This window comes from Rhodocytophaga aerolata, assembly GCF_030503435.1.
In the GTDB taxonomy this organism is placed as follows: Bacteria; Bacteroidota; Bacteroidia; order Cytophagales; family 172606-1; genus Rhodocytophaga; species Rhodocytophaga aerolata.
Genome location: NZ_JAUKPO010000001.1, coordinates 705,624 through 730,265, shown reverse-complemented (window position 1 = coordinate 730,265; position 24,642 = coordinate 705,624). Strand labels below are relative to the sequence as shown.

General features: G+C 40.6%; 22 protein-coding genes. 13 read left to right on the top strand and 9 right to left on the bottom strand.

Annotation, left to right across the window (positions count from 1 at the left end):
• Positions 1-78: 78 nt before the first annotated feature.
• The 6 genes from Q0590_RS02895 (at position 79) to Q0590_RS02870 (ending at position 6,164) form a co-directional block, all read left to right on the top strand.
• Complete coding sequence (locus Q0590_RS02895; protein ID WP_302035972.1) at positions 79-954, top strand: NHL repeat-containing protein; 876 nt, start codon at positions 79-81, stop codon at positions 952-954.
• 43 nt (positions 955-997) lie between these two features.
• Entirely contained in the window at positions 998-1,756 is a 759-nt protein-coding gene (locus Q0590_RS02890) for an SDR family NAD(P)-dependent oxidoreductase (RefSeq protein ID WP_302035971.1), read from the top strand.
• Between the two features lie 69 nt (positions 1,757-1,825).
• On the top strand, positions 1,826-2,596 hold the full coding sequence (locus Q0590_RS02885) for an SDR family NAD(P)-dependent oxidoreductase (RefSeq protein WP_302035970.1): 771 nt from the start codon (positions 1,826-1,828) through the stop codon (positions 2,594-2,596).
• Positions 2,597-2,681: 85 nt separating this feature from the next.
• Positions 2,682-3,773 carry a glycoside hydrolase family 130 protein gene (locus tag Q0590_RS02880; RefSeq protein WP_302035969.1) on the top strand — a complete coding sequence of 364 codons (1,092 nt, stop codon included), beginning with the start codon at positions 2,682-2,684 and terminating at the stop codon, positions 3,771-3,773.
• A gap of 17 nt (positions 3,774-3,790) precedes the next feature.
• Entirely contained in the window at positions 3,791-5,002 is a 1,212-nt protein-coding gene (locus Q0590_RS02875; RefSeq protein WP_302035968.1) for an acyl-CoA dehydrogenase family protein, read from the top strand.
• Positions 5,003-5,108: 106 nt separating this feature from the next.
• Positions 5,109-6,164 (top strand): phosphotransferase family protein, encoded by a 1,056-nt coding sequence (locus tag Q0590_RS02870; protein WP_302035967.1) that lies wholly within the window; start codon positions 5,109-5,111, stop codon positions 6,162-6,164.
• Between the two features lies 1 nt (position 6,165).
• On the opposite strand, the gene Q0590_RS02865 is transcribed toward Q0590_RS02870, so the two are convergent.
• The 6 genes from Q0590_RS02865 to Q0590_RS02840 all read right to left on the bottom strand — a co-directional run bounded on the left by Q0590_RS02865 (position 6,166) and on the right by Q0590_RS02840 (position 11,716).
• Entirely contained in the window at positions 6,166-6,519 is a 354-nt protein-coding gene (locus Q0590_RS02865) for a J domain-containing protein (protein ID WP_302035966.1), read from the bottom strand.
• A 112-nt stretch (positions 6,520-6,631) separates the two neighbouring features.
• Positions 6,632-7,207, bottom strand: a complete 576-nt coding sequence (locus Q0590_RS02860; RefSeq protein ID WP_302035965.1) for a hypothetical protein — start codon at positions 7,205-7,207, stop codon at positions 6,632-6,634.
• Between the two features lie 579 nt (positions 7,208-7,786).
• Entirely contained in the window at positions 7,787-8,194 is a 408-nt protein-coding gene (locus Q0590_RS02855; RefSeq protein ID WP_302035964.1) for a hypothetical protein, read from the bottom strand.
• Between the two features lie 299 nt (positions 8,195-8,493).
• On the bottom strand, positions 8,494-9,423 hold the full coding sequence (locus tag Q0590_RS02850; RefSeq protein ID WP_302035963.1) for a DUF4349 domain-containing protein: 930 nt from the start codon (positions 9,421-9,423) through the stop codon (positions 8,494-8,496).
• A 106-nt stretch (positions 9,424-9,529) separates the two neighbouring features.
• Positions 9,530-10,267: a hypothetical protein gene (locus Q0590_RS02845; RefSeq protein ID WP_302035962.1), complete on the bottom strand. Its 738-nt coding sequence runs from the start codon at positions 10,265-10,267 to the stop codon at positions 9,530-9,532.
• 108 nt (positions 10,268-10,375) lie between these two features.
• A complete protein-coding gene (locus Q0590_RS02840; RefSeq protein WP_302035961.1) occupies positions 10,376-11,716 on the bottom strand; it encodes a site-specific DNA-methyltransferase in 1,341 nt (446 codons plus the stop codon).
• 179 nt (positions 11,717-11,895) lie between these two features.
• Between Q0590_RS02840 and Q0590_RS02835 the strand changes: the two genes are divergently transcribed.
• The 6 genes from Q0590_RS02835 (at position 11,896) to Q0590_RS02810 (ending at position 21,108) form a co-directional block, all read left to right on the top strand.
• Positions 11,896-12,999 (top strand): bifunctional 3-deoxy-7-phosphoheptulonate synthase/chorismate mutase type II, encoded by a 1,104-nt coding sequence (locus Q0590_RS02835; RefSeq protein WP_302035960.1) that lies wholly within the window; start codon positions 11,896-11,898, stop codon positions 12,997-12,999.
• 267 nt (positions 13,000-13,266) lie between these two features.
• Complete coding sequence (locus tag Q0590_RS02830; protein ID WP_302035959.1) at positions 13,267-15,093, top strand: DUF3858 domain-containing protein; 1,827 nt, start codon at positions 13,267-13,269, stop codon at positions 15,091-15,093.
• 273 nt (positions 15,094-15,366) lie between these two features.
• Complete coding sequence (locus tag Q0590_RS02825; protein ID WP_302035958.1) at positions 15,367-15,891, top strand: DUF4142 domain-containing protein; 525 nt, start codon at positions 15,367-15,369, stop codon at positions 15,889-15,891.
• Positions 15,892-15,956: 65 nt separating this feature from the next.
• Positions 15,957-16,820 carry an SRPBCC family protein gene (locus Q0590_RS02820; protein WP_302035957.1) on the top strand — a complete coding sequence of 288 codons (864 nt, stop codon included), beginning with the start codon at positions 15,957-15,959 and terminating at the stop codon, positions 16,818-16,820.
• 308 nt (positions 16,821-17,128) lie between these two features.
• Complete coding sequence (gene lon / locus Q0590_RS02815; RefSeq protein ID WP_302035956.1) at positions 17,129-19,534, top strand: endopeptidase La; 2,406 nt, start codon at positions 17,129-17,131, stop codon at positions 19,532-19,534.
• Positions 19,535-20,241: 707 nt separating this feature from the next.
• Positions 20,242-21,108, top strand: coding sequence for a sigma-70 family RNA polymerase sigma factor (locus Q0590_RS02810; protein ID WP_302035955.1), 867 nt, complete (start codon positions 20,242-20,244; stop codon positions 21,106-21,108).
• A 64-nt stretch (positions 21,109-21,172) separates the two neighbouring features.
• Here the strand turns inward: Q0590_RS02810 and Q0590_RS02805 are convergent, their stop codons facing one another.
• Positions 21,173-21,931, bottom strand: coding sequence for a hypothetical protein (locus Q0590_RS02805; RefSeq protein ID WP_302035954.1), 759 nt, complete (start codon positions 21,929-21,931; stop codon positions 21,173-21,175).
• Positions 21,932-21,990: 59 nt separating this feature from the next.
• Positions 21,991-22,416: a hypothetical protein gene (locus Q0590_RS02800; protein ID WP_302035953.1), complete on the bottom strand. Its 426-nt coding sequence runs from the start codon at positions 22,414-22,416 to the stop codon at positions 21,991-21,993.
• Positions 22,417-22,678: 262 nt separating this feature from the next.
• On the opposite strand from Q0590_RS02800, the gene Q0590_RS02795 reads away from it, so the two are divergent.
• A complete protein-coding gene (locus Q0590_RS02795; protein ID WP_302035952.1) occupies positions 22,679-23,932 on the top strand; it encodes a pyridoxal phosphate-dependent aminotransferase in 1,254 nt (417 codons plus the stop codon).
• A gap of 328 nt (positions 23,933-24,260) precedes the next feature.
• Here the strand turns inward: Q0590_RS02795 and Q0590_RS02790 are convergent, their stop codons facing one another.
• Complete coding sequence (locus Q0590_RS02790; protein WP_302035951.1) at positions 24,261-24,638, bottom strand: YccF domain-containing protein; 378 nt, start codon at positions 24,636-24,638, stop codon at positions 24,261-24,263.
• Positions 24,639-24,642 lie beyond the last annotated feature (4 nt).

Here is a 24,642-nt window from a genome sequence, read left to right as displayed (position 1 = left end):
GTAGGCCGCTTTAGATAATAAACACAATGCTGCCTCAACTACATTTTATGCTCTGATAAGTTTTAACGCACCTAACGTATGCCTGTTATTTTATCTTTTTTACTGCTGATAGGTCAGTTACATATACCTGCATTCTATGCCGGCAGCCCACTACAAGCGGAGAAAGTCAGAAAAAAAATATCCTTAAAAAAAGTATGGGATTCTACTAATACCTTGCGTACGCCAGAGTCAGTGCTGTATTATCCGGCAGAAGATATATTGTTTGTTTCCAATATTAATGGAAACGGTGCTGACAAAGACAATAATGGCTTTATCTCAAAAATGGATTTAAATGGTAAAATCGTAACATTGCAATGGGCAACTGGTTTAAGTGCACCGAAAGGGATGGGCATATCCGGCAATAAACTATATGTAACAGATATCGACAGACTGGTAATGCTGGATGTAACGGCCGGAGCCATACTTAAAACCTACCAGGTACCTGAACCAGTGTATCTGAATGATGTTACCGTGTCAGCCAATGGAATAATATATGTTTCTGACAACCGGAACGATAAGATTTATTTCTTACAAAACGATTCCCTGCAAGTTTTTATGGAAGGTGCCAGTCTGCAAAAGCCCAATGGATTATATGCAGAAGCTAACAGGCTGGTAGTTGGCAGTACCCAAAGCAATGCCTTACGGTTTATTGACCTTCAAACCAAGCAAATTACGGAAGTATCCAATGGCCTGGGTATTTCAGATGGCGTAGTGCCTGCCGGAAAAGGAAGCTATTTTGTATCCGACTGGAATGGACGGATTTTCTGGATCAATGCAAAAGGTGAAAAAAAACTTTTGTTAGATACCACCGGTGCCAAAATTAACTCAGCTGATATTGAATACATTCCTGCTAAAAAATTGCTCCTGGTTCCTACATTTAACGACAACCGGGTAGCGGCGTATAAGGTGCGGTAAGCCTGGAAATCTGTATACTGAAACATTAAATAAACTAGCCTCCATGACCAACCCGTTCGAAAACAAAGTAGCCCTTATCACTGGCGGCAGTTCAGGTATTGGTAAAGCTGCTGCACTGACCTTTGCCAGACAAGGAGCCAGTGTAGCAATTGCTGACCTGGCAGACGAAGCAGGATGGCAAGTAGTGGAGGAAGTCCTTCAGGCTGGTGGAAAAGCCCATTTTATCAAAACAGATGTAAGCCAGGCAGCACAGGTGCATACGATGATGGAGGAAGTTATTTCCAGATTTGGCCGGGTAGATTCTTGTGTAAACAGTGCAGGAATAGACGGAGAACAAGCCCGCACCGATCAATATTCCGAAAAAGTGTTCGATAAAGTGATGGAAATAAATGTGAAGGGGGTATGGATATGTATGCAAGCACAATTGCCTTATTTAATCCAGACTAAAGGGACTATCGTAAATATTGCTTCGGTAGCAGGGTTGCAGGGATTTCCAGGGCATTGTGCCTATGCTGCCAGCAAACATGCAGTTATAGGACTTACCAAAACGGCGGCTATAGAATATGTCAGGCATGGTATCCGCATAAATGCCGTTTGCCCTGGGTTCACCCAAACACCTATGGTAGAAAAAGCACTAAAAGAAGATGAGAGCTATGCAGAAAAGATACTCAAATCGGTTCCTATGCGCCGGCTGGCTACTGCACAAGAAATAGCAGATATGGTGGTTTTCCTATGTTCTGAACAGGCATCTTTCATTACTGGCCAGGCTGTAGCCATAGATGGAGGGATTACTGCGGTATAAATTGTGCTACTACATTATATCTTCCTTACAACCAACGTTCTAACACTACCTAATCTCATTTCTCTATCTATGGCTATAAATCAACCACAATTCAATTTACAGGGAAAAGTAGCCCTTATTACAGGTGCCAGCAAAGGCATTGGCGAAAGTATGGCCAGGTTAATGGCGGCGGCCGGAGCAAGTGTAGTAGTAAGCAGCCGCAAACAAGAGGCGGTGGATGCTTTAGCTAAGAATATAAAAGACCAAGGCGGAGAGGCCACCGGAATAGCCGCCAATATGGGTAATTTGGAGCAGGTACGCATACTTGTAGAAAAAACGATGGCTACTTACGGAGGGATAGATATTCTGGTGAATAATGCTGCTTCTAACCCGGTTTTTGGTCCGGTACTGGAATGCGATACGGCTGCCTTCGATAAAATAATGGATGTAAATGTAAAAGCCCCCTTTGAATTAGCTAAACTGGTATACCCAAGTATGAAAAGCCGTGGCGGAGGGTCTGTAATTAATATCAGCAGCATCGGTGGCTTGTCGCCGGAGCCAAATCTGGGCATTTACAGTGTTAGTAAAGCTGCCTTACTTATGCTGACTAAAGTAATGGCCAAAGAGTGGGGCAAAGACAAAATCCGGGTAAATGCCATTTGCCCGGGATTGATTCAAACGAAATTTAGCCAGGCATTGTGGCAGAATGAAGAAATCCTGAAACGTTTCCTGAAAGCTACCCCACTGAACCGGGTTGGCCAACCAGATGAGATCGGAGCCCTGGCCTTATTCCTGGCGTCTGACTTTTCTGCCTATTGCACGGGAACGGTGTTTACTGCCGATGGCGGACTAACTATCTGATAAACATATATTCCTGAAGAATCCATTTGTGCTATACTGAACACTATAAGTAAAATCTTAAACTCTAAATTAGCTAATTACCTCTATGTCTTTCTTCCGAGTATTGCTGCTGTTAACAATTATTACCCAGTTTTGCCTGGGACAAACTAAAAAAACCTGGACATGGGAGCCATTTGTAAAGCAAGATGCCCAGAATCCTTGCCTTACCCCACTAGACAATACTACCTTTAATTGCCCTGTCCGGAAAGAAACCGTAAAATGGGAGGAGAAAGATGTATTTAACCCGGCAGCAGTCGTGCGCAACGATAAAGTTTATCTGTTGTACCGGGCCGAAGACAAAGTAGGAAAATTTGCCGGTACCTCCCGCATTGGGCTAGCCACCAGTACCGACGGCCTTACGTTTACCCGGCGTCCGGAGCCAGTATTCTACCCAGATAATGATTTTATGAAACCTTATGAATGGGAAGGCGGCTGTGAAGATCCTCGCATTGTTGAAGATGCCAAAGGCACCTATTTTATGACCTACACCACCTATGATGGTAAAACAGCCCGACTTTGTGTGGCCTCGTCTACTGATCTTATTCACTGGAAAAAACATGGGTTGGCATTCGGCAAAGCAGCCGATAAGTACAAAGATCTTTGGTCAAAGTCGGGGGCAATCGTAAGCCGCAGACAAGGGAACAAAATTATCGCAGAAAAAATTAATGGCAAATACTGGATGTATTGGGGAGACACCCATATGTTTATAGCTACTTCCGATAATCTGACCGACTGGACTCCCATGGAGCAAAAGGATGGAAAGCTTGCCTATATTCTGGCTCCCCGCCCTGGTAAATTCGATAGTGATCTGGTAGAGCCCGGCCCACCTGCCCTCATTACAGACAAAGGCATACTCCTGATCTACAACAGCCGGAACAAAGATGCAAATGGAGATCCTAAACTGCCGGGCGGCACTTACACGGCCGGGCAAGCCTTAATTGATCCAAAAAATCCAACAAAGCTGCTCGATCGGACAGATACTTATTTCATGCGGCCAGAAAAGGACTATGAAATTACCGGACAGATAGGAAATGTGTGTTTTGTAGAAGGATTGGTGTATTACAAAGATACATGGTTTATCTACTATGGTACAGCCGATTCCAAAATTGCCGTAGCTACCTATCAGCCTAAGAAATAAATACTACTGTAAAATTCATGCAAACCCACCTATTTAATACCCAGCGGCTAAAAGAGATTTTACCTCAAATCCGGAATTTTGTAAAAGAGGAGTTATACCCATTAGAAGCTCAATTTTTGCATAACTCATTTCGCTCGCTGGAGCCCCTGTTGGCAGAAAAACGCAATGCCGTAAAAAAAGCCGGGCTTTGGGCTCCACACCTACCGGAAAAGGATGGCGGTATGGGATTAACCTTAGTGGAATTTGCCCAGGTGAGCGAAGAACTAGGCCGTACGCCTATTGGTCATTATGTGTTTAACTGCCAGGCACCGGATATTGGCAATATGGAATTACTCCATAAGTTTGGTAGTGCAGAACAAAAAGAGAAATTTCTGAATCCATTAATGAAAGGAGAACTCCGCAGTTGCTTCTCCATGACTGAGCCAGGTTTTGCCGGATCTAACCCGGTGATGATGAGCACTACAGCTGTGAGAGAAGAGAATAGTTATGTCATTAACGGACACAAATGGTTTACCTCTTCTGCAGATGGAGCCAGGTTTGCCATAGTTATGGCAGTTACAAATCTGGAGCAGCCTAATCCTTATACCAGAGCCAGTATGATCCTTGTGCCTACAGACACTCCTGGTTTTATACATGTGCGCAACATCCGGATTATGGGTGAAGCAGGAGACAGCTACAACAGCCATGCGGAAATAAAATATGAAAATTGCCGGGTACCCATAGAAAATTTACTAGGTCCAGAAGGAGCCGGTTTCAAGCTAGCACAGGAGCGGCTGGGTCCGGGAAGAATACATCATTGTATGCGGTGGATTGGCATTTGCGAACGGGCCTTCGATCTGATGTGTAAACGGGCAGTAGCCAGAGAAATAGCTCCTGGTGAGTTTTTGGGCAATAAGCAAACCATCCAAGCCTGGATAGCTGAATCCAGAGCAAGTATCCAGGCGGCCAGGCTTATGGTGCTCCATACGGCTTATCAGATGGAAGTCGAAGGGCAGGCAGCTGTGCGGGAAGAAATTTCTACCATCAAATTTTTTGTAGCCAATGTATTGCAAACCGTAATAGACCGGGCTATACAAGTGCATGGCGCTTTAGGCATAACAGATGATACCATATTGGCTTACTGGTATAGGCATGAACGGGGCGCCAGAATATACGATGGTCCAGATGAGGTGCATAAGGCTGTAGTGGCCAGAAAAATTCTGAAAAACTACGGCCTGGAGAGTAAATAGACTGATGAAATAATAATTTTCTGTTCTCAAAAACGTGTTATAACCAATATAAAACAATTTAAATAGTCTTCAGGTTTTCTGATTTTTATATGTTTATATTTCTTTTATGATAGACCAGGCACGAACCATACGGACAGGCGAGGAGCTGGATGTAGCTAAACTAAAAGCCTACTTATCAGCGCATTTTCACGCAAGCTCCACCCTGGAAGTTACCCAGTTTCCCAGCGGATATTCTAACCTGACCTACTTGCTGGCGTGGGGGAACCAGGAATTAGTGTTACGCAGGCCACCCTTTGGTGCAACTGTTAAATCTGGGCACGATATGGAACGGGAATATCTGGTACTGAAAGCCTTGAAACCGGTCTATCACAAAGTACCTAATCCAATTTTATACTGTGGCGATACGTCTATTATTGGTGCGCCATTTTATATTATGGAACGCGTACGGGGAGTAATTCTGCGGAATCAGGCAAACCGGGAAATAAAGCTCTATCCATCTACTATGCAGAATCTTTCCGAAAAGCTAATAGATAATCTGGCTACCATTCACGCTATTGATATAAATCAGCCGGAAATAGCTAGTTTGGGTAAACCTGAAGGATATGTACAAAGGCAAGTAGAAGGCTGGGGCAAACGTTACAAAAATTCGCAAACAGACGATATTCCCCAAATGGCTCAGGTGGCTGCCTGGTTAGAGCAAAACAGACCGCCGGAGGTATATATAAGTCTGATTCATAATGACTATAAATACGATAACATTGTTTTCGATTCTGACTTGTACCAGATATTAGCCGTGTTAGATTGGGAAATGGCTACCCTTGGCGATCCGTTAATGGATTTGGGTACTACGTTAGGTTACTGGATAGAACCGACTGATCCGGAACCTTTGCATTTGTTCGGCCTTACTACCTTGCCCGGCAACCTTACCCGCGAACAACTCGTTGAGCGGTATGCCCAAAAAAGTGGCCGGGAGGTGAAGAATGTGGTATTCTATTATGTATTTGGCTTATTTAAAATTGCCGTAATCGTGCAACAGATATACTTCCGCTACAAAAAAGGCTTTACCCAAGACGAACGGTTTGCTTCTTTAATCCATGTATTGCAAGCTTGTGCCCAAACGGCAGTTAAAGCCATAGAAACAAACCGGATTTACAAGTTATAACTTAGTGCATACCCATTTTCTGCTCAAAATACGCATAAGCTTCGTTTATTTGCTGGGTTACTACCTCTGCATAGCGTCGTTTTTCGGGATTATTATGAAAAAGATCCGGGTGGTATTTTTTCACCAGTTTTTTGTAAGATGCTTTTATGTCATCAAAAGAAGTTCCGGGCGTAACCTCCAGTGCCCGGTAATAAGTGTTTTCCTGCTTGTTTTCCTGAAACGATGCTGTCTGTTGTTGTTGGCGGTTTCCGGATTGAGCATTGGTGTAGCTTTGCTCTGCTGAACTAGCCTGTGGCGGAGATTGGTTTTGCAGCAGATTGGATTTGAGGATACGTATAAACCGGTTGAAAAGCATATGAACTAAACTTGAACAGCAAGATACGTTATTACTATAAGCTTTGAAACGTCTATCCTTGTATAATTAGTTTCGCTGGAACGGTATTCAACGGTTTAGTTTTCTAAAGCTATTATTGCTGTGACAGGGCCATTTCATTACTTTGCGGATCTTTTGTAGCAAAAAAAGTGTCAAGTTTTTGCTCAATAAATCTGGCTTCTGCCAGCGTATCCAATCCTTTCAGTAAGGTAATTGTTTGATCATACCTGGTAAGTAAGTCTACACTATACCTAATATAGGTTGTGCCTTTATTTGAATGGATTTGCTGAACCACATATACCTGATCAATATCCTGCTTAGGTATAGTTCTTTGTCCTGTCCAGGGAAGTGGCGTATGCCGCACAAATACAGAATGTTTGTCTGCCTGAATAGTAGTTTTGTTCACAAGACCACAGATAGCTGCATAGAAGATCCAGATACCAGCTATAACAAGTAGCATTAGAAAAAGATAAGCTGCTAAAGATACTTGCTCTATTACTAGGGCTGTATAAAAAAAGTACAGGAAACTGTTCCAGAGCAACGAAAATAGCAACAGAATTACATAACTGGCACTATACCATTTTTTCTCTATAAAAATTGCCTGGTCATTCTCTGTAGTAGTAAATTTTTCAGCAATAGCATGCGATAGTATATTCAAGTGAGCTTCCATAACAGTATAATTTATTGTACAGCTATATATGCAGGAAATCAGCAAAGGTAAACGGCTATTTACCGCATAGTACTCTCAATTTCAGTGCTCTACTGCTGAATATATGGAATGCCGCCTGGCTAGGAAGTTTATTAAATTGAATACTGAATAATGGCTTTTCAGCATAGCCCAGATACCTCTCTTTTAGATGGTATTTTCTAATGGTATTTCTGGCCAGATAGCCAGTATATTTCTTAAACCGGATGTAAAGAATTTCAGGCAGGTAAAAAGAAAAAACACTTCAAAAAATTGAAGCGTTTTCCATTACCCATAACATATGTATGAAGAATAACCTTGAAACAAAATTGTGAAAAATTTATGGCTTTTAAATTAAGGCTGTATTAAGTGTGTATGAATGTTTGGTAAGGAGGAGTATACGTACTAAAACAGTAACAACTATTAACCAGTAGTAAAAAGCTCTGTTTTCTGGTACCTGATTAGTAACTAAAGCTGAGCTTTCCTCTAGCTTTCAATAAATTATATAAGATAGTTGGTGTGCAAACCGTATAAAGCAGATTACTAGCTTAATACACGAAATAGTTAGTTATAACTGAGTGTTTTTTTAAACGCTTCATGGATAGCTAACATTAAATCTTCAATATTGCGGGTTTTATAAAAATTTCCCTCAAACTCCCATCCTTGTGTATAGGATTTACTGTCTTCAGGTAGAAATAATTTCACCGACTTCATCTGGTGAGTTATCTGAATAAAAATATCTTCTCCTTCGGAAAAAGCCTGATACTGCATAGAAGATTCTTTCAATAACTCAGCTAATTCTGCAAAGTCGTCTTCAAAACGGGCAAGCAGCTTGTCTTTTTTCTTTTGCAACTTTTCTTCCTTTTTGATTCTTTCTTCTTCAGCCATTTTGCGGCGTTTTTCAAGAATAGATTCTATTCTGCTTTCAAAAGCATTTTTATTCTTAGGCATATATTGCTCTTTTATAATCATAGCCAACATTGTTTATGTAGATGTTGAAAAAATCATTTTCAGGTTTACAACAAATATAGATAATCCTTCTGAAAATATTAAATAATTTAAAAATAATATAATAATAATCCTAAAAAATGTTTAATAATATTTGGCCTTTTTTACAAAAAATGTAATAATTCATAAGCTATTGGAAATCAGAAATATGTAGATAGTAAATTTGAACCTGTAAAAGTTTATTGATTATAAAAAACAAACCAGTATTCAGGTCTATCATGAGTAGCTCTAACATACAAGGCACAAAAGCATGTAAGACGATTTTAGAGTCTTCCCATAACATGCACTCTTGCTTTTTTATACAACCAAAATCCGCAAATGCCTAGAACTAGCAAAGCCCATATTCTGGCCAGGAAAAGCGCTACTTCTGCCAATATATCCCATCCGCTGGCTAACGCTTCTACTAATTTTTGTAAAAAATCTGGCTCGAAAGCTTTTATCCTCTCGGGATTGGCTAGTACCTCATAGGTGAAGCCAGGTGATTGGTAAAATTGCAGAGATACAGTACTAAAATTTACTCTATCTAAATATGCCAAATTAGCTAGCGTATGCTGGTCTGCCTGGCTTTGTAAGGTTAACAACTCTTCTTCTGCATTCATCTTTTCAGGCAGTTTTTTGTTTTGTTCGTCTATGGCTTTTGTATACCTTTTCTCTGCTTGAGCAGCCCGCTTTATTTTTAGGCTATTTTCCAATACTTGTAGCTGGATATCTTCGGCTTTTACCAAACGAAAATCAACAAAGTCCGCTAAGTTAACAATGGCAGCTAGCAGTGTGTCCAGCTGCTGGTTTGGCACCCGGATGGTCATAGTATTTTCCACGGTAAATTCCTTCCGCTCTAACAGGCTATCGGCACTGACCGGAAAAGTGGAAGTGTGAATAACTGATGCGGTTAATTGGGTATGAACCACAAAGCCATTGTATCTTCCGGTAAGGTTTTCTATGGCTTGCGTAGTACGGGCAACATCTTTAGTTTTAAACTTAACATCGGCTGTGCGGATAAATTTTCTTTCGGAAGTATCAAAAGCCAGTGCAACAGTATCTGCTTGTATAGAGATAGAATCGTTATTCCCCGCCGGTTCCTTTAAATTAGATTCTTTATGAAAAGCATCGTTAGAGTTATGACAGCTAAACAGCAAGACAATAAACACTATATAGCAAAATCTAGAATTCTTTAAGATGGAATAGGAATACATACGCTAAAGATTAGAATTAATTGAAGAAAAAATCAGACAATTAATACATAAGCTCTGTGGAAGTAACCTGACTACTGACAAAATTAATTCTGTAAAAAAAAGCTTTTTAGGCGGCTGTTGTCTTAATGATCGCCGCAGGCAGATTTTGCAGATAGGTAATAAGTTCTATTGGCTTTAAGGCGTTTCGGGCGATATTGCATTTCCAGAACCGTCTGCTGGAGCCCTTAAATTGCCAGGTACTTTGCTGTATAGGAAGTGTGCCCAGATTGTGGGTTAGCGTAGATTTATCTACCCATCCTACCAGAAATATATTGTCCAGGTAAGCTCTGCCTAGTAAAAATTCATAGAGCGTTGCAGGTTTCCATCGGTGAATATCCACTTTTTGCTGGGCTAGCCAATGATCTTTGGCTTTCCGGCGCTGACGGTAATAAATCTGCACATGAATATCTCCACGTAATGCTTCAATGAGTTGCCTTCCCCGCCGTATTAATTTAATATCACCTTTTTCTACACAGTTGGGCAGGTTACGCCATTCATCGGGAATAAGGGATGTTTTGAGTTCCAGATTAAGCGATTTGTCTGCATAAGCATATAAAAAATCTACATCTATACCAGTAGTATCTGCCAGATAATGGGTTTGTTGAAAATGAATATGATGGGAGGCAAACCATTTTTGCAGAGCTATTTCGCCAATAAAGCCTCGTATTTTACAGTCGAACTCAATAGTGGGATGCCGCTGCCGGAGATTATTTAAAAAATTGCATTCCTGCGCTCGCTGAATAGCTTGTAAAACATCTTGCTGCGTCAGCGGGAGTGCAACAATGTCCTGATAAGTAACCGGCATACGTGATAAAATATACGTATATCGTGCAAGCAAACGGCTGGTAACCAGCTAAATGGTATCCGTTTTTTATCTGGTTACAAAGATAAAAGTTTTCCGGACTAGATATAATTAAACTTCTACCACTTTCCAGTAAGTTAAGTTTCCGTTAGTACCTTTTATATATCTGCCACTGCGTGTTTCATACCCGGTAATTACTTTTTTTAGGCGTTCATAGCACACTTTCTCACAGATATTATTCTCATTGTTGGTACACAAAATAAACTGGTGATTAGTCCCTTTCTCCTGGTTTACACTCAGTACCGCATGCCCGGTAGTACCTGAGCCGGCAAAAAAATCAAGTATGGTCAAATTATTCCCCGGTACCAGGTCGATTATAAATTTAATTAAGTCTACTGGTTTTGGATGTGTAAAAATATCTTCATGTAAAATATCTTTTAATTCATTGCTTCCTTTCGAATTAATAAACTCGATCATGGCCCGGTGAGGCAACTGCCGTACTCTCTTTTTATCCTGATTATCTACATACTGATACTGTTTGATATACACTTTCCATTGCCTGGCAGTGGGTTTAAATACAATAAAATCATTTTTTATGCCCCATTCAACCTTTTCGCGGCTCCATCGCCAGGTATTGGGCCGTCCATAGGCGCCACCGGGCCATAGTTCTGAACCATCGGGCGCCTGAATAGGATAATCCAAGGAAGGACTATAAGTGCCTTTGTAATCCAGGTCCCGTAGATAGTACTTGCCGCGGTGAGCTACAAACTGATCCGTATGACGGTATTTATCGTCTTTTTCTACATTCAGCGTCTGTTTATTGAACTTCTGTTTGGTGCTGTCTTTGGCATAGCATAACATATAATCAAATTCAATGGCGATTTTTCCGCTGTCGTGGCCGCTGCCGGTTTTGCATTTGCGGATGAAGTTGGCTACAAAGTTCTTTTCTCCGAATATTTCATCGCACAGCAGTTTCGTCTGGGCCAGTTCTGTATCGTCGATGCTAATGAAAATGACACCTGCCGGGGACAGTAGTTGTTTAGCTAATCGTAAACGTTTTTCTATAAAGGCTATCCACCGGCTATGGCGATAGGTGGAATCGTTATCTGAGAAGGTATCAGTAAATTTAAAATCCCGGTTCCCGGTATTATACGGTGGGTCTATGTAAATCACGTCCACTTTTTGGCGGTGGGTTCGCAGCAAAATAGATAACGACTGGTAGTTGTCTCCTTCTATCAGCCAGTTGACAGGGGCTTGTTCAGCTGTAAAAATGCGCTTATTTAGTACTTCTTTTAGGAAGAGGGCTTCTGTTAAAAAATGTTCTTTGTCTGCTTCTTTCTCCCAGACCAACCCATATTTTTTCTGAGGGGCATTTTCTTCTAACAGCGCAATAATTGCTTTCAGCCGTTCATTTTCACGTAATAGTTCTTCTGTACTAATGTATTTGTTCACAATCATAAGGGTTGCTGCGATCTAAAGCTTCTAAAAAGCCCGTACATTTTGTATAATTCCATAATAAAATTACATTATTCTGAATATAGTACAAAAACCTTAGTAAGTATATAATTTATTTTGTATTTTTGACATCTTTTATTTGCCGGGCGTGTTATCCGGTGCAAACGTTAATTAATATGTCTGCTAACTTACAATTCAAACCTCTGTCTTCTGGCATCAAATACGACGATCAGAAGCCACTCATTATTGCCGGGCCATGTAGCGCCGAATCGGAAGAGCAATTACTGAACACCGCCCGCGCCCTCAAAAATCTGAATGTAGATGTGCTACGGGCTGGTATCTGGAAACCAAGAACACGCCCCAATAGTTTTGAAGGACATGGTATAAAAGCATTACCCTGGATACAAACTGTAAAAAAAGAAGTAGGGTTGCCTTTTGCCGTAGAAATTGCTACACCTCAGCATATTGAAGAAGCTTTAAAACATGGCGTAGATATTCTCTGGATAGGTGCCCGCAGCACCGTTAACCCGTTTAACGTACAGGAAATAGCAGATGCCCTGCGAGGAGTAAAAGTACCGGTATTAATTAAAAACCCAATAAATCCTGAACTGGCTTTGTGGATTGGCGCTATTGAGCGTATTTACAACGCAGGTGTAGAGCATATTGGAGCTATTCACAGAGGTTTTTCTTCTTTCCAGAAAGGAAAATACCGGAACGAGCCGCTTTGGCAAATTCCTATTGAACTGAAAACGCTTTTCCCGGATCTGCCACTGATCTGCGATCCAAGCCATATTGCCGGTAAGCGTAGTTTTATCTATGATCTTTCTCAGAAAGCGATGGATCTGAACTATGATGGATTAATGATTGAGTCGCATTTAGATCCGGATAATGCCTGGAGTGATGCTGCACAGCAAGTAACCCCAGTCCGTTTGGCAGAAATTTTATCTGAGTTGAAAATACGGCAGGCTACCAGTGATGATGCTTTATTTGTAAACAAACTGGAAGAAATCCGCAGCCAGATAGACCGCGTAGACCACGAACTCATAGAAGTGCTGGCTGCCCGTATGTCTCTGGTAGAGAAATTAGGGGAATATAAGAAAGAAAACAACGTAGCTATATTCCAGGTAGAACGCTGGAACGAAGTGTTCAAGTCACGTCCGGAGTGGGCTGCCAAAATGAAGGTACACGAAGATTTCGTAGCTGAATTATTTAAGCTTATTCACCTGGAATCTATCCGCAAACAAACAGAAGTAAGTGAAAGAATTACGGTAAAAAAGTAATTTTTATATAACATATCATCTATATATTTAAACCAGACATGCTGCATTGCATGTCTGGTTTTTTATTGGCGATTCTTATAAAACTTCTTTGTCGTAGTACCTTATACCATTAGTATTATGTGTTCAAACTTTTATTGTACATGTTTACAGTTACACAAGTCCGCAACTGTATATGTAATAATTTGCCTTTTCATTCTAAGTATTCAGCCGGTATTCGCCCAACCCGAACCTGTAAAGTGGGGTAAGGTTTCGGACCAGGAGGCAAAATTGAAACTATGTGCCTTTGATAGCACAGCTGCTGCCGTAATTCTATGCGATTATGGACGGGTGAGTTTCAATTACGGATCGTATGTGGTAATAGAGAGGCATACCCGCATAAAAATCCTGGACCGAAAAGCCATTGATAAGGCTAATATTATATTGCCTTTTTATGTAAAAGATGATCTTGAAAAAATTACGAATATAAAAGCCCAAACCATCAATTTTTCTCCACAAGGCAAAGCCACTATACAGGAAGTAGAGAATAATCAGATTTTTGACGTGAAAGAAAATGTAAACTGGCATGAGAAACGGTTTACACTGCCGGCCGTAAATGAAGGATCTATTATTGAATACAAATATACCACTCTCTCCAAAAGTTATACCTTCCTGGAAGCCTGGACGTTCCAGAGCGATATTCCTACTTTGCACAGTGAATTCCGTGCTTCTATCGGGCAAGACCTGGATTATAGGATTTTGTATCAGGGAGACCGCTTGCTAGCCGAATACAGCAGCAAACCAGCAAACCGCTGGGTGTTGCAGAATTTGCCAGCTTTAGTGGAAGAGCCCTATACGGCAAATTACATGAATTATGCAGAGAAAATCCGTTTTCAGTTAGCAGGATACTATGCTCAAAGCAAATCGGTAAGTAGTGGGCCAGAATATGTAACCTCCATGAATACATGGGAGAAGTTAAGCAAGCAACTTTTAGAGGAAAATAGTTTTACCTCTTACCTGAACCGCCATGCTATTGCCGGAGATAAGTTAAAGGTATTGCTTTTACCTACAGATACTGACTTAGTGAAGATACAAAAGCTATACAACCATGTAAAAAATACGTTGGCCTGGGATACTAAATTGCGGGTGTTTACTGAGAAAGGGTTGCCTTCTCTGTTAGAAAGCAAGAAAGGAAGTAGTGCAGAGCTTAATCTATACCTAACCCTCTTGCTGAAAGAAGCGGGTTTGGAGGCTAGTCCTGCTCTTATTAGTACCAGAGAACATGGTTTTCCGCAAAGTGGGTATCCATTGCTTTCTCAATTCAATACATTAGTGGCATTTGTAAAAACAGGGGAGAAGGAGCTTTTTCTGGATGCTACCGATGTAGCCCGCCCATACCAGTTGCTAGACAAAGCCGACCTGAATATAGCAGGCTTTGTATTAGATAAAGAAAAGCCGCATTGGGTAGCCATAAAAGCACCTGCTGATAGCAAGCAAATTATATCTGTAACAGCGGATTTAAAAGATCTAGCTAACCCTACGTATAAAATGGATATTATTTATAAGGGCTATCATGCTGTGGATCAGCGGAGAAAATATGCCAGAGATGGGAAAGATAAATTCGTGAAGGATCAGGTAGGCAGTAATTTTGACGACTATACCTTAAAAGAAGTGAAGATTACCAATGCAGAGGACGTGGACCAGGATTTTTCTACAACTTTTGTTTTTGTTTCGCCTGATCACATCAACAACACCGACAAGTTGATCTATTTAAAACCTATACTGATCAATAACTTCGAAGAATCTCCTTTCAAGCATCCCATCAGACGGTTGCCAGTGGAGTTCGGGTATCCCGCTTCGTATAGTTATATTATTAATTTAACCCTTCCGGATGGCTACACACTGCAGGAAATGCCAAAACCTATGCTGATGAAATTGCCACATGATATGGGAGATTTTAGGTACAATGTTCAGGTAATAGGTCAGCAAGTGCAGGTAGTTACCAGTGTAGCTATTAAATCACCATTTGTGCCTGCTGAATATTATTCGCATTTACAGCAATTCTTCGATACTATTGTAGAAAAATATGCCCAGATGCTTGTTCTACATAAGCAATAACCTGTGTATAAACTATCTATTTCTGTTTAAAAAATCCTCAACATTTGCTGCACTTTATAGTTATTAAGTTGCGTCTTTAGGTTATAATGAAGAATTGAGTGTATGCGGCCAATAGGTTGTATTACACTCAATACAGAAGAGAGACAACCCTGGCCTGCCAGTAAAGATGGCAGGCAATAAAACATGTTCCTTTCATCAACTTATCCAGGCCTAAGACAGTATATATCATTCTAGTATATTACCAGCTATAAGCAATAGAGTTAAGACAATTTTATGAGAAAAATTAAACAGTATTTGTGGGTATACCTGCTCGCCATTGGTGCTATGGCCGCAGGGTGTACCGAAGAGGTAGAGCCAGTAAAAATCAGGTCAGATCAGGATTTTGTAGACTATGCGGCGCATACCACTATTTTCAAGGTCCAGGCATCCCGTTTGGGTATACAAGTAGCGGCGGGAAATGATGTAAAGGTGCTAGGACAAGAAATGTTTGACTATTATACGGCAGCCAATAATGAGCTAGAGCAAATAGGAGCAGAAAATGGGTTTTCAGTGCCTGTAAGTTTAGATAATGAACGGCAACGCCTCTATAATGAACTTGACCGTTTGTGGGGACAGGATTTTGATAAGCGGTATTTAGCAGAAATGCAGAAGATGTACCAGGAAAATATCAAATGGTATGAGGAAGCTACCAGTAAAGTAAAAAATAATGTTTTGAAAAACTGGGCCAGTAAATCTCTGCAGGAAATGCGGGTACAGCAAGCAGATATACAGCAGGTAGTAAGCCGTATGGGTTCATAAGGATTTTCAATAAACAATTACCCATTACTCTTGCGTATACAACATCAAACAAACACCTACTCTTTATGTCATTTACAAATATGAATTATGCTAACAAAGCGCAGTCTGCTGCTAGCCAGACGCCTGCCAGTGGCTCTAGCAGAGTAAATGTCGGCATGGCCGAACGGATTATTTCTGTAGCCGGAGGCGCATTACTGGCTTTTTTAGCAGCAAAAAACTTTAGAAAATCACGGTCAGGAAGTATGGCCATGCTTACTACCAGTGGTTCCCTGTTGTTCAGAGGGGCTACCGGATACTGTCCTGTCAATGAAGCCGTCGGACGCAACAGTGCGCCTGCCGCTTCCATGGTTAATCCGGTAGAAGTGTCGCAAGTGCTGACAATCAATCGCCCTCGTTCCGAAGTATATGCGTATTGGCGAAATCTGGAAAACCTGCCTCGCTTTATGGAGCACCTCAAAGAGGTAAAACAGATAGACAACAAACGTTCGCATTGGGAAGCACTTATTCCGAAAATGTTAGGAGCCCCTATTAAATGGGATGCAGAGATACTAGCAGAGGAACAAGATACTAGGTTAGCCTGGCGTTCTATAGCTAAATCTACCGTAGATAATGCAGGAGAAGTGCGTTTTCAGGATGCACCTAATAACCGGGGTACAGAAATGCACGTCCGGATTTCGTACCGTCCGCCGGTGGGAGATTTAGGCAAAGGAGTTGCCAAATTATTTAACCCTATGCTGGAGAGCATGATTAAAACAGACTTGAAGCGGTTTAAACAAATAATGGAGACAGGCACTGGTGAGCTTAACAAAAGTGATTTGCAACCATCTGGTGATTCTAGCAAGTGGGATAAAGAAACTTCAAACGTCACTACCACTAGTCAGGGTACTGGAAATAGTTATAATAATACACCAGCCGTGGGAAGAAGTTAATAAAGTATAGCACAAATTATTTTATGGATTTGATAAGGCTTACTCTGCTTCAGAGTAAGCCTTACTATTTTTCGGACATACCATTTCGTTTACTACCTGCCAAAATAATTTTTGTATTCAACCCATTGCTTCTCCAACAAATTCTCAGTGCTGCGGTTACTCAGGTACATACCCTTTCGTCCAATAATGTTCTATTGTACAAGAACTAACAGCAGGTAAAGGCGTACACATATACAAGCAAAATTTTTATAAGATCCGGCAAGCGGAGGCAAGACGCTAAACACTTTATGTATTAACCTATTATTATTATGACGCAAAGCAAAACTGAAAATGATCCCACATTTACAGATGTAGAAGAATCATCAAATGATCTGGTCGTGTTATCTGATATATTACCGGATCATTTAGTGATATTACCCATGCCTGAGCGGCCAATTTTCCCTGGTATTACGATGCCTATGCTTTTTTCAGGAAAGAAATACATAGACTCTTTAAAAGTAGCCCAGGCGCAACACCCTGCCATGATAGGAGTGGTTTTTATAAAAGAACGAAACGATAAAGATATATTCCAATCAGAGTTGTACCGCGTAGGTACTACACTTAAGATATTTCGCCTTACGGCTGTTTCTGAAGATACCGTACAGGTAATGGTGCAGGGAGTGAACCGTTTTAGCTGCAAACGAAATGCACCTTCCAGTGAGGTGCCACTCAGATGGGAGGTAAAATACCACAATGATCCGGAAGAAAAACCCAGTGATGAGCTAAAAGCTTATTCTATGGCAATTATCTCCTCTGTAAAAGATTTGCTCCGGCTCAATCCTATATTTGGCGAACAACTGAAAATGATTATTACCCAGATCAGTATGGAAAAGCCAGGACTGGTTATGGACGCAGTGGCTTCTTTACTTTCGTCAGGCACCGAAAAATTGCAGGAAATTCTGGAAGCTTTTGATTTGTATGAACGTGGATACAAGCTATTGATGCTGTTAAGAGAGGAAAAAGAGCTGCTGCAGTTACAACAACGGATTAAAAATACAGTAGATGAGCAGATTAGTAAGCAACAAAAAGACTTCTTTTTGCGGGAGCAGTTAAAAATTATTAAAAAAGAACTGGGTATAGAAAAAGATGGAAAAGATGTAGAAATTGAAAAAATAGAGCAACGCCTGCAGAAACTGGAGTTACCGGAAGAAGCAGCCAGGGTAATCCGGTCGGAATTAGACAGGTTAAAAATGCTGGAGCCTATTTCTCCAGAGTTTAACGTAAGCCGCACCTACCTGGAAGTGCTTACCGATTTACCATGGGGAATTTACTCGGAGGATATAGCCAATATACACAAAGCCAGGGAAATTCTGGAAGCAGAACACTACGGCTTGGATGATGTAAAGGCACGTATATTGGAATTTATCAGTACGATTATAAAGAGAGGCAAAATAACAGGATCAAACATTTTGCTGGTAGGTCCTCCGGGAGTAGGAAAAACTTCCATCGGTAAATCCATTGCCTCAGCGCTTGGCCGCAAGTTTTACCGGTTTTCCGTAGGAGGCATGCGTGATGAAGCAGAGATAAAAGGGCACCGCCGGACCTATATAGGAGCTATGCCAGGCAAATTAATAGAAAGCTTGAGGCGTAGCGGTACAGCCAACCCGGTAATTATGCTGGATGAACTAGACAAAATGGGCGTAAGCTACCAGGGAGATCCGGGATCTGCTTTATTAGAGGTACTAGACCCCGAACAAAACCATAATTTTCTGGATCATTACCTGGATGTACGCTTTGATCTGTCAAATGTATTATTTATTGCAACAGCCAATCAGCTGGATACCATTCCTGGCCCTTTGCTGGACCGCATGGAGATTATGCATTTAGCCGGGTATATTCTGGAAGAAAAAGTAGCCATAGCCAAGCGATACCTTATTCCGCGACAGCGGGAAGAACATGGACTGACCGAAGACGAACTTCTGATTACTGAAGAAGCTTTGAGTCTGATAATTGACCGGTATGCCAGGGAAGCTGGCGTACGGAATTTAGAGAATCAGATAAAAAAGATTATGCGCCATGTTACATTAAAGCTGGCAGAGGGCGATACAAGAGGATTTGTGGTGAGGCCTGAAAACCTGGAGGAATACCTGGGAAAACCCCTGTTTACCACTGAAGAGTTGTATAACCGGGGAGTTGCAGGAGCTGTTTTAGGTCTGGCGTATACTCCTTTAGGGGGAGCAACTTTATATATTGAGGCAAATGCCATTAAAAGCCGCAATAGTGGTTTCAAGCAAACCGGACAATTGGGTAAAGTAATGCAAGAATCGGCTGAGATAGCTTATTCGTATGTACGGGCAACTTTTACAGAAAATCAGGTAATAAAGAATTTTTTCGATGAAAATATGATTCACCTGCATGTGCCTGCAGGAGCAACCCCAAAAGATGGCCCTTCGGCAGGCATTACGATGGCACTGGCTTTATACTCATTGGCTATGAATAAACCCATCAGAGAAAATCTGGCTATGACTGGTGAATTAACTTTAACAGGAAAAGTATTGCCTATTGGTGGAGTAAAAGAAAAAACGATTGCTGCCAGACGGGTAGGAGTAAAGGAGATTATCTTACCTTCAGAAAATAAGAAAGATTTTGAAGAACTACCCTCATATGTCCGCGAAGGGCTTCAGGTTCATTTCGCTTATAAATTTGAGGATGTTTTAAAAATTGCCTGTCCGTAACAGGCAATTTTTATTTTTCTGAGCTATATTATTCAGGTAAAAATTACTTGTATTCTACTTATACTAGATAGCATAAGGCTTATAAACTGAGAAATGTAAGCCTAAATTGTAATTAAGCAAACGCCATTTTCTATATCAAATATTTTATTATTGTATTTTTCTTACATCCAGAAAATACTGGCCAAAAAATATATTTTCTTTGCATCCGTTTATACTAGCATAAACTGTAGCCTTTAGAAAAATAAAGCGGAAGAAATATAATTTTTTTAAAGAGAACTGAATTATTGAGGCTTTGCTTTTGTTAAAAGCGATACGTATCCTTGAAGAGAAAATTTAGAAACAAGAAGAATAAAGTTAAGAATTTTTTTAAATAAGAGTAAACTTTTTTTAAAAGTAAATTGTAACTAAACAGGAAGTAGTTTTTTAGGATGAGTTTTAAAGGAAAATATATTGTATTTACTGTGGCATGATGGAAGTTGGAATAAATAATTTTCTGCAATTACCCCATAACTGGAGCCTTCTTTTACTCTCCAACATTTACAAATCTATACCCTTGAAGGATTTAGGTAGCCTGGTAAGGAACAACTTTTTAAATATAAAGTTGTATGGTGCAACATGGCTTTTAATTAAACCTATTACATAAGCATTTCTATAATACGCATATTGAATACTGCAGTTTGAAATAAAAGAAGAATCAAATTTATACAATGAGACAACTTAAAATTACAAATCTGATTACTAACCGGGATAGTGCTACTATCGAGAAATATTTTAATGATATTTCTAAAGTTGAGTTACTTTTACCGGAAGAAGAAGTAGAATTAGCCCGCAGAATAAAGCAAGGAGACCAGATTGCTTTAGAGAGATTGGTGAAGGCTAATTTAAGATTCGTCGTGTCTGTTGCTAAGCAGTACCATCACAGCAAAGTTCCTTTAAACGATCTGATCAATGAAGGAAACTTAGGCTTAATTAAAGCTGCGAAAATGTATGACGAAACCAAAGGTTTTAAGTTTATCTCTTATGCCGTATGGTGGATTCGCCAGTCTATTATGGATGCTTTGAACAATACTTCCAGAATTGTACGTATTCCAGCCAATAAAATTGGTGAATTATCTAAAATCAGCCAGGCTTCTTCTCATATGGAGCAACGCTTCGAACGTGAACCTACTATTGAGGAAGTAGCTGAATTTATGGGAATTAATGTAGACGATATTAAAAGTGCCAATACTGCCTCTATCAGACAATCTTCGTTAGATGCACCTTTTGAAGAAGATGAAGGCAATTCATTATTGGATGTGATTAGTAACCCAGATGCAGATGCAGCCGACAGCCTGTTAACAGACAGAGATTCTTTACGTATTGAATTAGAACGTTTGCTTTCTGTTTTGTCGGAGCGTGAGCGTGAGGTAATTAAGCAGGCTTTCGGTTTAGGTTATGAGTATACTTTATCACTCGAGGATATAGCTGATAATTTAGGCTTAACCAGAGAGCGTGTACGCCAGATTAAAGAAAGTGCTCTGCGTAAGCTACGGAACAATTCAGGAACACGTCTGCTTCAACCATATTTAGCTTAATTCAGGTAATCAATATTTATTTAGATAAACGCCCGGACATTTTTAAGTGTCCGGGCGTTTTCATTTATTTCTCAGGCCCTAAACCCGCGTCATCGATACCGGTAGAAGTCATGGTACCACCGCTGATAGTGCCAGAATCTTCATCTGGCATTCCAGCCCGGTTTCCACGGCGTGCAGACCCAGTTCCTGTATCCGCATCTTCTTCATTTAGGTTATTCATGGCTGCACCTGTTCCTGTTCCCCGGTCAACAGCTTTCCTTTCCTGATCATCGTCTTCAGTAATAGCTGTTTTGGGGCTTTTATCATTAATGCCTAATGCACCTGATGGTTCTTTGCCAGCATCAGATGCTCCGGGTTCACCACTTTTGATAGCCTTGCCTGCTTTCGGAATGTCACTTCCAGAATTAGCATTGCCTAGTTCAGCTTCTGAAGTAGTAACACCGCCAACTGTCGTACCTGAAACATCAGACGTTTTTTCTCCTACTGTACCACCGCCAGATACAGTATCTGCTATAGAATCGTCTATCATATTTCCTGTAGCCTTGCCTACGTAATCTGAGCCAACCATTCCAGTACCAGTGTCTTCTTCATTAGTAGCTTTAAAGTCGTCAGAGCCATCGTCGTTGCCGCTTGTGTGGCCTGCTCCGGCTGTGCCTGACTTATCTCCAGAAGTTGAATCACTATTTTGGCTACTGTTGCCATTAGCCAGATGTATAGGTACAACCTCTTTCCTGCTATTTTTTAGTTGTAAAACCCATAAAAGTAAAGTTAAATTTGTGGTCCCCGTAAGTTGCAGGTGAGAGTGAGCTGGTAAGGTCATCATAGTGGTTATAGAAATAAGGTAATAAATATTAGTTACGTATACTTAAAAATGTAGTAAAATTAGATTTTAATAATAGGTTTATCTGTCTGTTGCCCGGCTTCCGCACGTGAGTTCATAAGAAAATCTTTGATCATACGTAAAAACCCATTTACAGTGCTACTGCCAAATTTCTCGTTCAGGAAAATCTTAGCGCCTACCAAAGATTCTGTCAGTAGGGTAACGGCAAAAGCTACCGTGCTATAGGGGTATTCTTCATATCTGAGCCACAAAGCAATCATAGCAGCTATAATCAGTAAAAACTGGATAACATGCAACCCGGTCCAGGTACGGACGCTTTTCGTAAGCAATTTTACTAGCTTTAGCAGCAAAAATGCCCCCAGGCCAATTACCAGTACTAACCCTCCATGAGCCACATCAAACAGACGCATAAGGCCACCTGCTATGACGGTAAAAGCTATAAGTTTTCTAAGTTTTTTCTCTGTCATGTATTTATAAGTATTAGCTATTACCTTCCGCATACTATAGGAGCAAGAAGGCAAACTTTTATAACATATACTTCCAAACCCTTGTAAAGGTTAGGGTTAAAGCAAGGCTTACCCATATAAAATGGTAAAAATCCTGGGCAGTGTTCTGCTTTTTCCCTATATTGAGCCCCACTATTTTGTATAGATATTTGGTTTAATCTAAAACTTTCATGGCTATAAATATTAGCCAGTGTTTTAGTGTAGTTTTATCTGTTTCTTTTTCATGATCACACGCAGTTCCAGACTCACACACGTAGCTTACGACATCCGAGGAGAGATTTATGAGCAGTCACAAGCTTTAGCCAAACAGGGGCATCAGATACTGAGCCTGCACATTGGAGATCCGGCTCCATTTGGCTATAAAGTGCCAGAATCTATTATTAAAAATATGGCTGCCAATCTGGAACGAGCGCAAGGTTACGGAGATGCTATAGGTTTGCTGGAAGCACGTGAGGCATTGCAGGTTGCCTATGCCAAAAGAAATTTTACAGATTTACAGCTTGAAGATATTTATGTAGGAAATGGAGTGAGTGAACTGGCGTTAATCAGTTTGCAAGCATTGCTTAATGATGGAGACGAGGTATTGGTGCCCACACCGGATTATCCGTTATGGACCTCAGCTGTAAATTTATTCGGCGGAAAAACAGTGTATTACCGTTGCGATGAAGCAGCCAATTGGTATCCTGATCCGGAAGATATCCGGCAGAAAATAACTTCCCGGACCAAAGGTATTGTGTTAATCAATCCAAATAATCCAACAGGTGCAGTTTATCCGGCTGACGTACTAAAAAGGATTGCTGACATAGCCGCTGAGCATAATCTGGTTATTTTCTCTGATGAAATATACGATAAAATTCTCTACGATGGCGTTCAGCATACCTCTATTGCTACGCTTAATGAGGATGTTATTTGTTTGACTTTTAGCGGTTTAACAAAAAACTACCGCGTGCCCGGCTTCCGCGCAGGATGGATGATTATAAGCGGACCCAAACAAAAAGCAACAGATTATATAGGCGGAATTACATTACTTGCCAACTTGCGGGTATGCGGAAATCAGCAGGTGCAGTTTGCTATAAAGGCTGTTTTAGAAGGCCATCAATGCATTGAAGATTTAACCGCACCAGGAGGCAGATTACGTATTCAACGGGACCTCTGCTACCAGAAAATAAGCCAGATTCCTGGCGTACGTTGCTCCAAACCGATGGGTGCGTTCTATATGTTTGGCAAGCTTAACCTGGCTAAATTTGATTTAGCCAGTGATTATGACTTTGTGTTGAAATTGCTGAAAGAAGAAAAAGTATTGATTGTACATGGTACCGGTTTCAATCATTACACCAACGATCATTTCCGGGTGGTTTTTTTACCAGATACAGAAATTTTAACTACAGCCATTAACCGCATGGCAGCATTTCTGGAGAGACACCAGTCAAAAAAAGAAACCCGGATACAACTTGGCGAAGGAATTCAGCTGAAATAAAATTCCGCAGAAAATTTTCTGTTAATTTTTTTACAATATTCTCTGGGCATAGTTTACTATAAACAAGCATCAAACACTCATGCATTATTGCAGAAGATCAGCCCATTATCAGTTGTGGTTTAATGCATGTTGTATTAAGAACTTGAATTCCTATTATAGTCACCAATGTGCTAGATGAATCCGATACTAAAATCAGTTAACTGATTTTAGTATCGGATTAACTAAGAGGATGTTCTACTAATTATACTCAATGAAGAGAAAATTCACCGGAGAAAAAAAGATGAAAGTAAAGCTAATGATTGATGCTCTTAAATAACCTTGCGTTAACCTAGGCTTCTCGTACTTCTTTTCCAAAAGGAGCAAAACTCAGCGAAACAAGTTTCATATGCTGTAAGGCAAACGGAATTCCAATTATGGTAATAGCACAAACCAGGGCAAATACCAGATGAGTAGCCGCTACCCAAATACCGCCTACTACTATCCAGAAAATATTCATGAGTAACGAAATACATCCTCCGGCGTGCTGAGTGTGCTGTACCTCTTTGCCAAAAGGGAGCAAAGCCAAAAAGGATAGTTTAATGCACTGCATACCGAAAGGAATACCAATAATGGTTAGGCAGAGTAACAAGCCACCAATAAAATATTCCAGAAACAGAATAAGACCACCGCCGAATATGATCCATAAAATATTTCCTACTGTGCTCATGTAT

Bases quoted from the DNA above. Each gene is read 5' to 3' on its own strand.
- Q0590_RS02895 (WP_302035972.1), top strand. From the start codon at position 79: ATGCCTGTTATTTTATCTTTTTTACTGCTGATAGGTCAGTTACATATA.
- Q0590_RS02890 (WP_302035971.1), top strand. From the start codon at position 998: ATGACCAACCCGTTCGAAAACAAAGTAGCCCTTATCACTGGCGGCAGT.
- Q0590_RS02885 (WP_302035970.1), top strand. From the start codon at position 1,826: ATGGCTATAAATCAACCACAATTCAATTTACAGGGAAAAGTAGCCCTT.
- Q0590_RS02880 (WP_302035969.1), top strand. From the start codon at position 2,682: ATGTCTTTCTTCCGAGTATTGCTGCTGTTAACAATTATTACCCAGTTT.
- Q0590_RS02875 (WP_302035968.1), top strand. From the start codon at position 3,791: ATGCAAACCCACCTATTTAATACCCAGCGGCTAAAAGAGATTTTACCT.
- Q0590_RS02870 (WP_302035967.1), top strand. From the start codon at position 5,109: ATGATAGACCAGGCACGAACCATACGGACAGGCGAGGAGCTGGATGTA.
- Q0590_RS02865 (WP_302035966.1), bottom strand. From the start codon at position 6,519: ATGCTTTTCAACCGGTTTATACGTATCCTCAAATCCAATCTGCTGCAA.
- Q0590_RS02860 (WP_302035965.1), bottom strand. From the start codon at position 7,207: ATGGAAGCTCACTTGAATATACTATCGCATGCTATTGCTGAAAAATTT.
- Q0590_RS02855 (WP_302035964.1), bottom strand. From the start codon at position 8,194: ATGATTATAAAAGAGCAATATATGCCTAAGAATAAAAATGCTTTTGAA.
- Q0590_RS02850 (WP_302035963.1), bottom strand. From the start codon at position 9,423: ATGTATTCCTATTCCATCTTAAAGAATTCTAGATTTTGCTATATAGTG.
- Q0590_RS02845 (WP_302035962.1), bottom strand. From the start codon at position 10,267: ATGCCGGTTACTTATCAGGACATTGTTGCACTCCCGCTGACGCAGCAA.
- Q0590_RS02835 (WP_302035960.1), top strand. From the start codon at position 11,896: ATGTCTGCTAACTTACAATTCAAACCTCTGTCTTCTGGCATCAAATAC.
- Q0590_RS02825 (WP_302035958.1), top strand. From the start codon at position 15,367: ATGAGAAAAATTAAACAGTATTTGTGGGTATACCTGCTCGCCATTGGT.
- Q0590_RS02820 (WP_302035957.1), top strand. From the start codon at position 15,957: ATGTCATTTACAAATATGAATTATGCTAACAAAGCGCAGTCTGCTGCT.
- lon (WP_302035956.1), top strand. From the start codon at position 17,129: ATGACGCAAAGCAAAACTGAAAATGATCCCACATTTACAGATGTAGAA.
- Q0590_RS02810 (WP_302035955.1), top strand. From the start codon at position 20,242: ATGAGACAACTTAAAATTACAAATCTGATTACTAACCGGGATAGTGCT.
- Q0590_RS02805 (WP_302035954.1), bottom strand. From the start codon at position 21,931: ATGATGACCTTACCAGCTCACTCTCACCTGCAACTTACGGGGACCACA.
- Q0590_RS02800 (WP_302035953.1), bottom strand. From the start codon at position 22,416: ATGACAGAGAAAAAACTTAGAAAACTTATAGCTTTTACCGTCATAGCA.
- Q0590_RS02795 (WP_302035952.1), top strand. From the start codon at position 22,679: ATGATCACACGCAGTTCCAGACTCACACACGTAGCTTACGACATCCGA.
- Q0590_RS02790 (WP_302035951.1), bottom strand. From the start codon at position 24,638: ATGAGCACAGTAGGAAATATTTTATGGATCATATTCGGCGGTGGTCTT.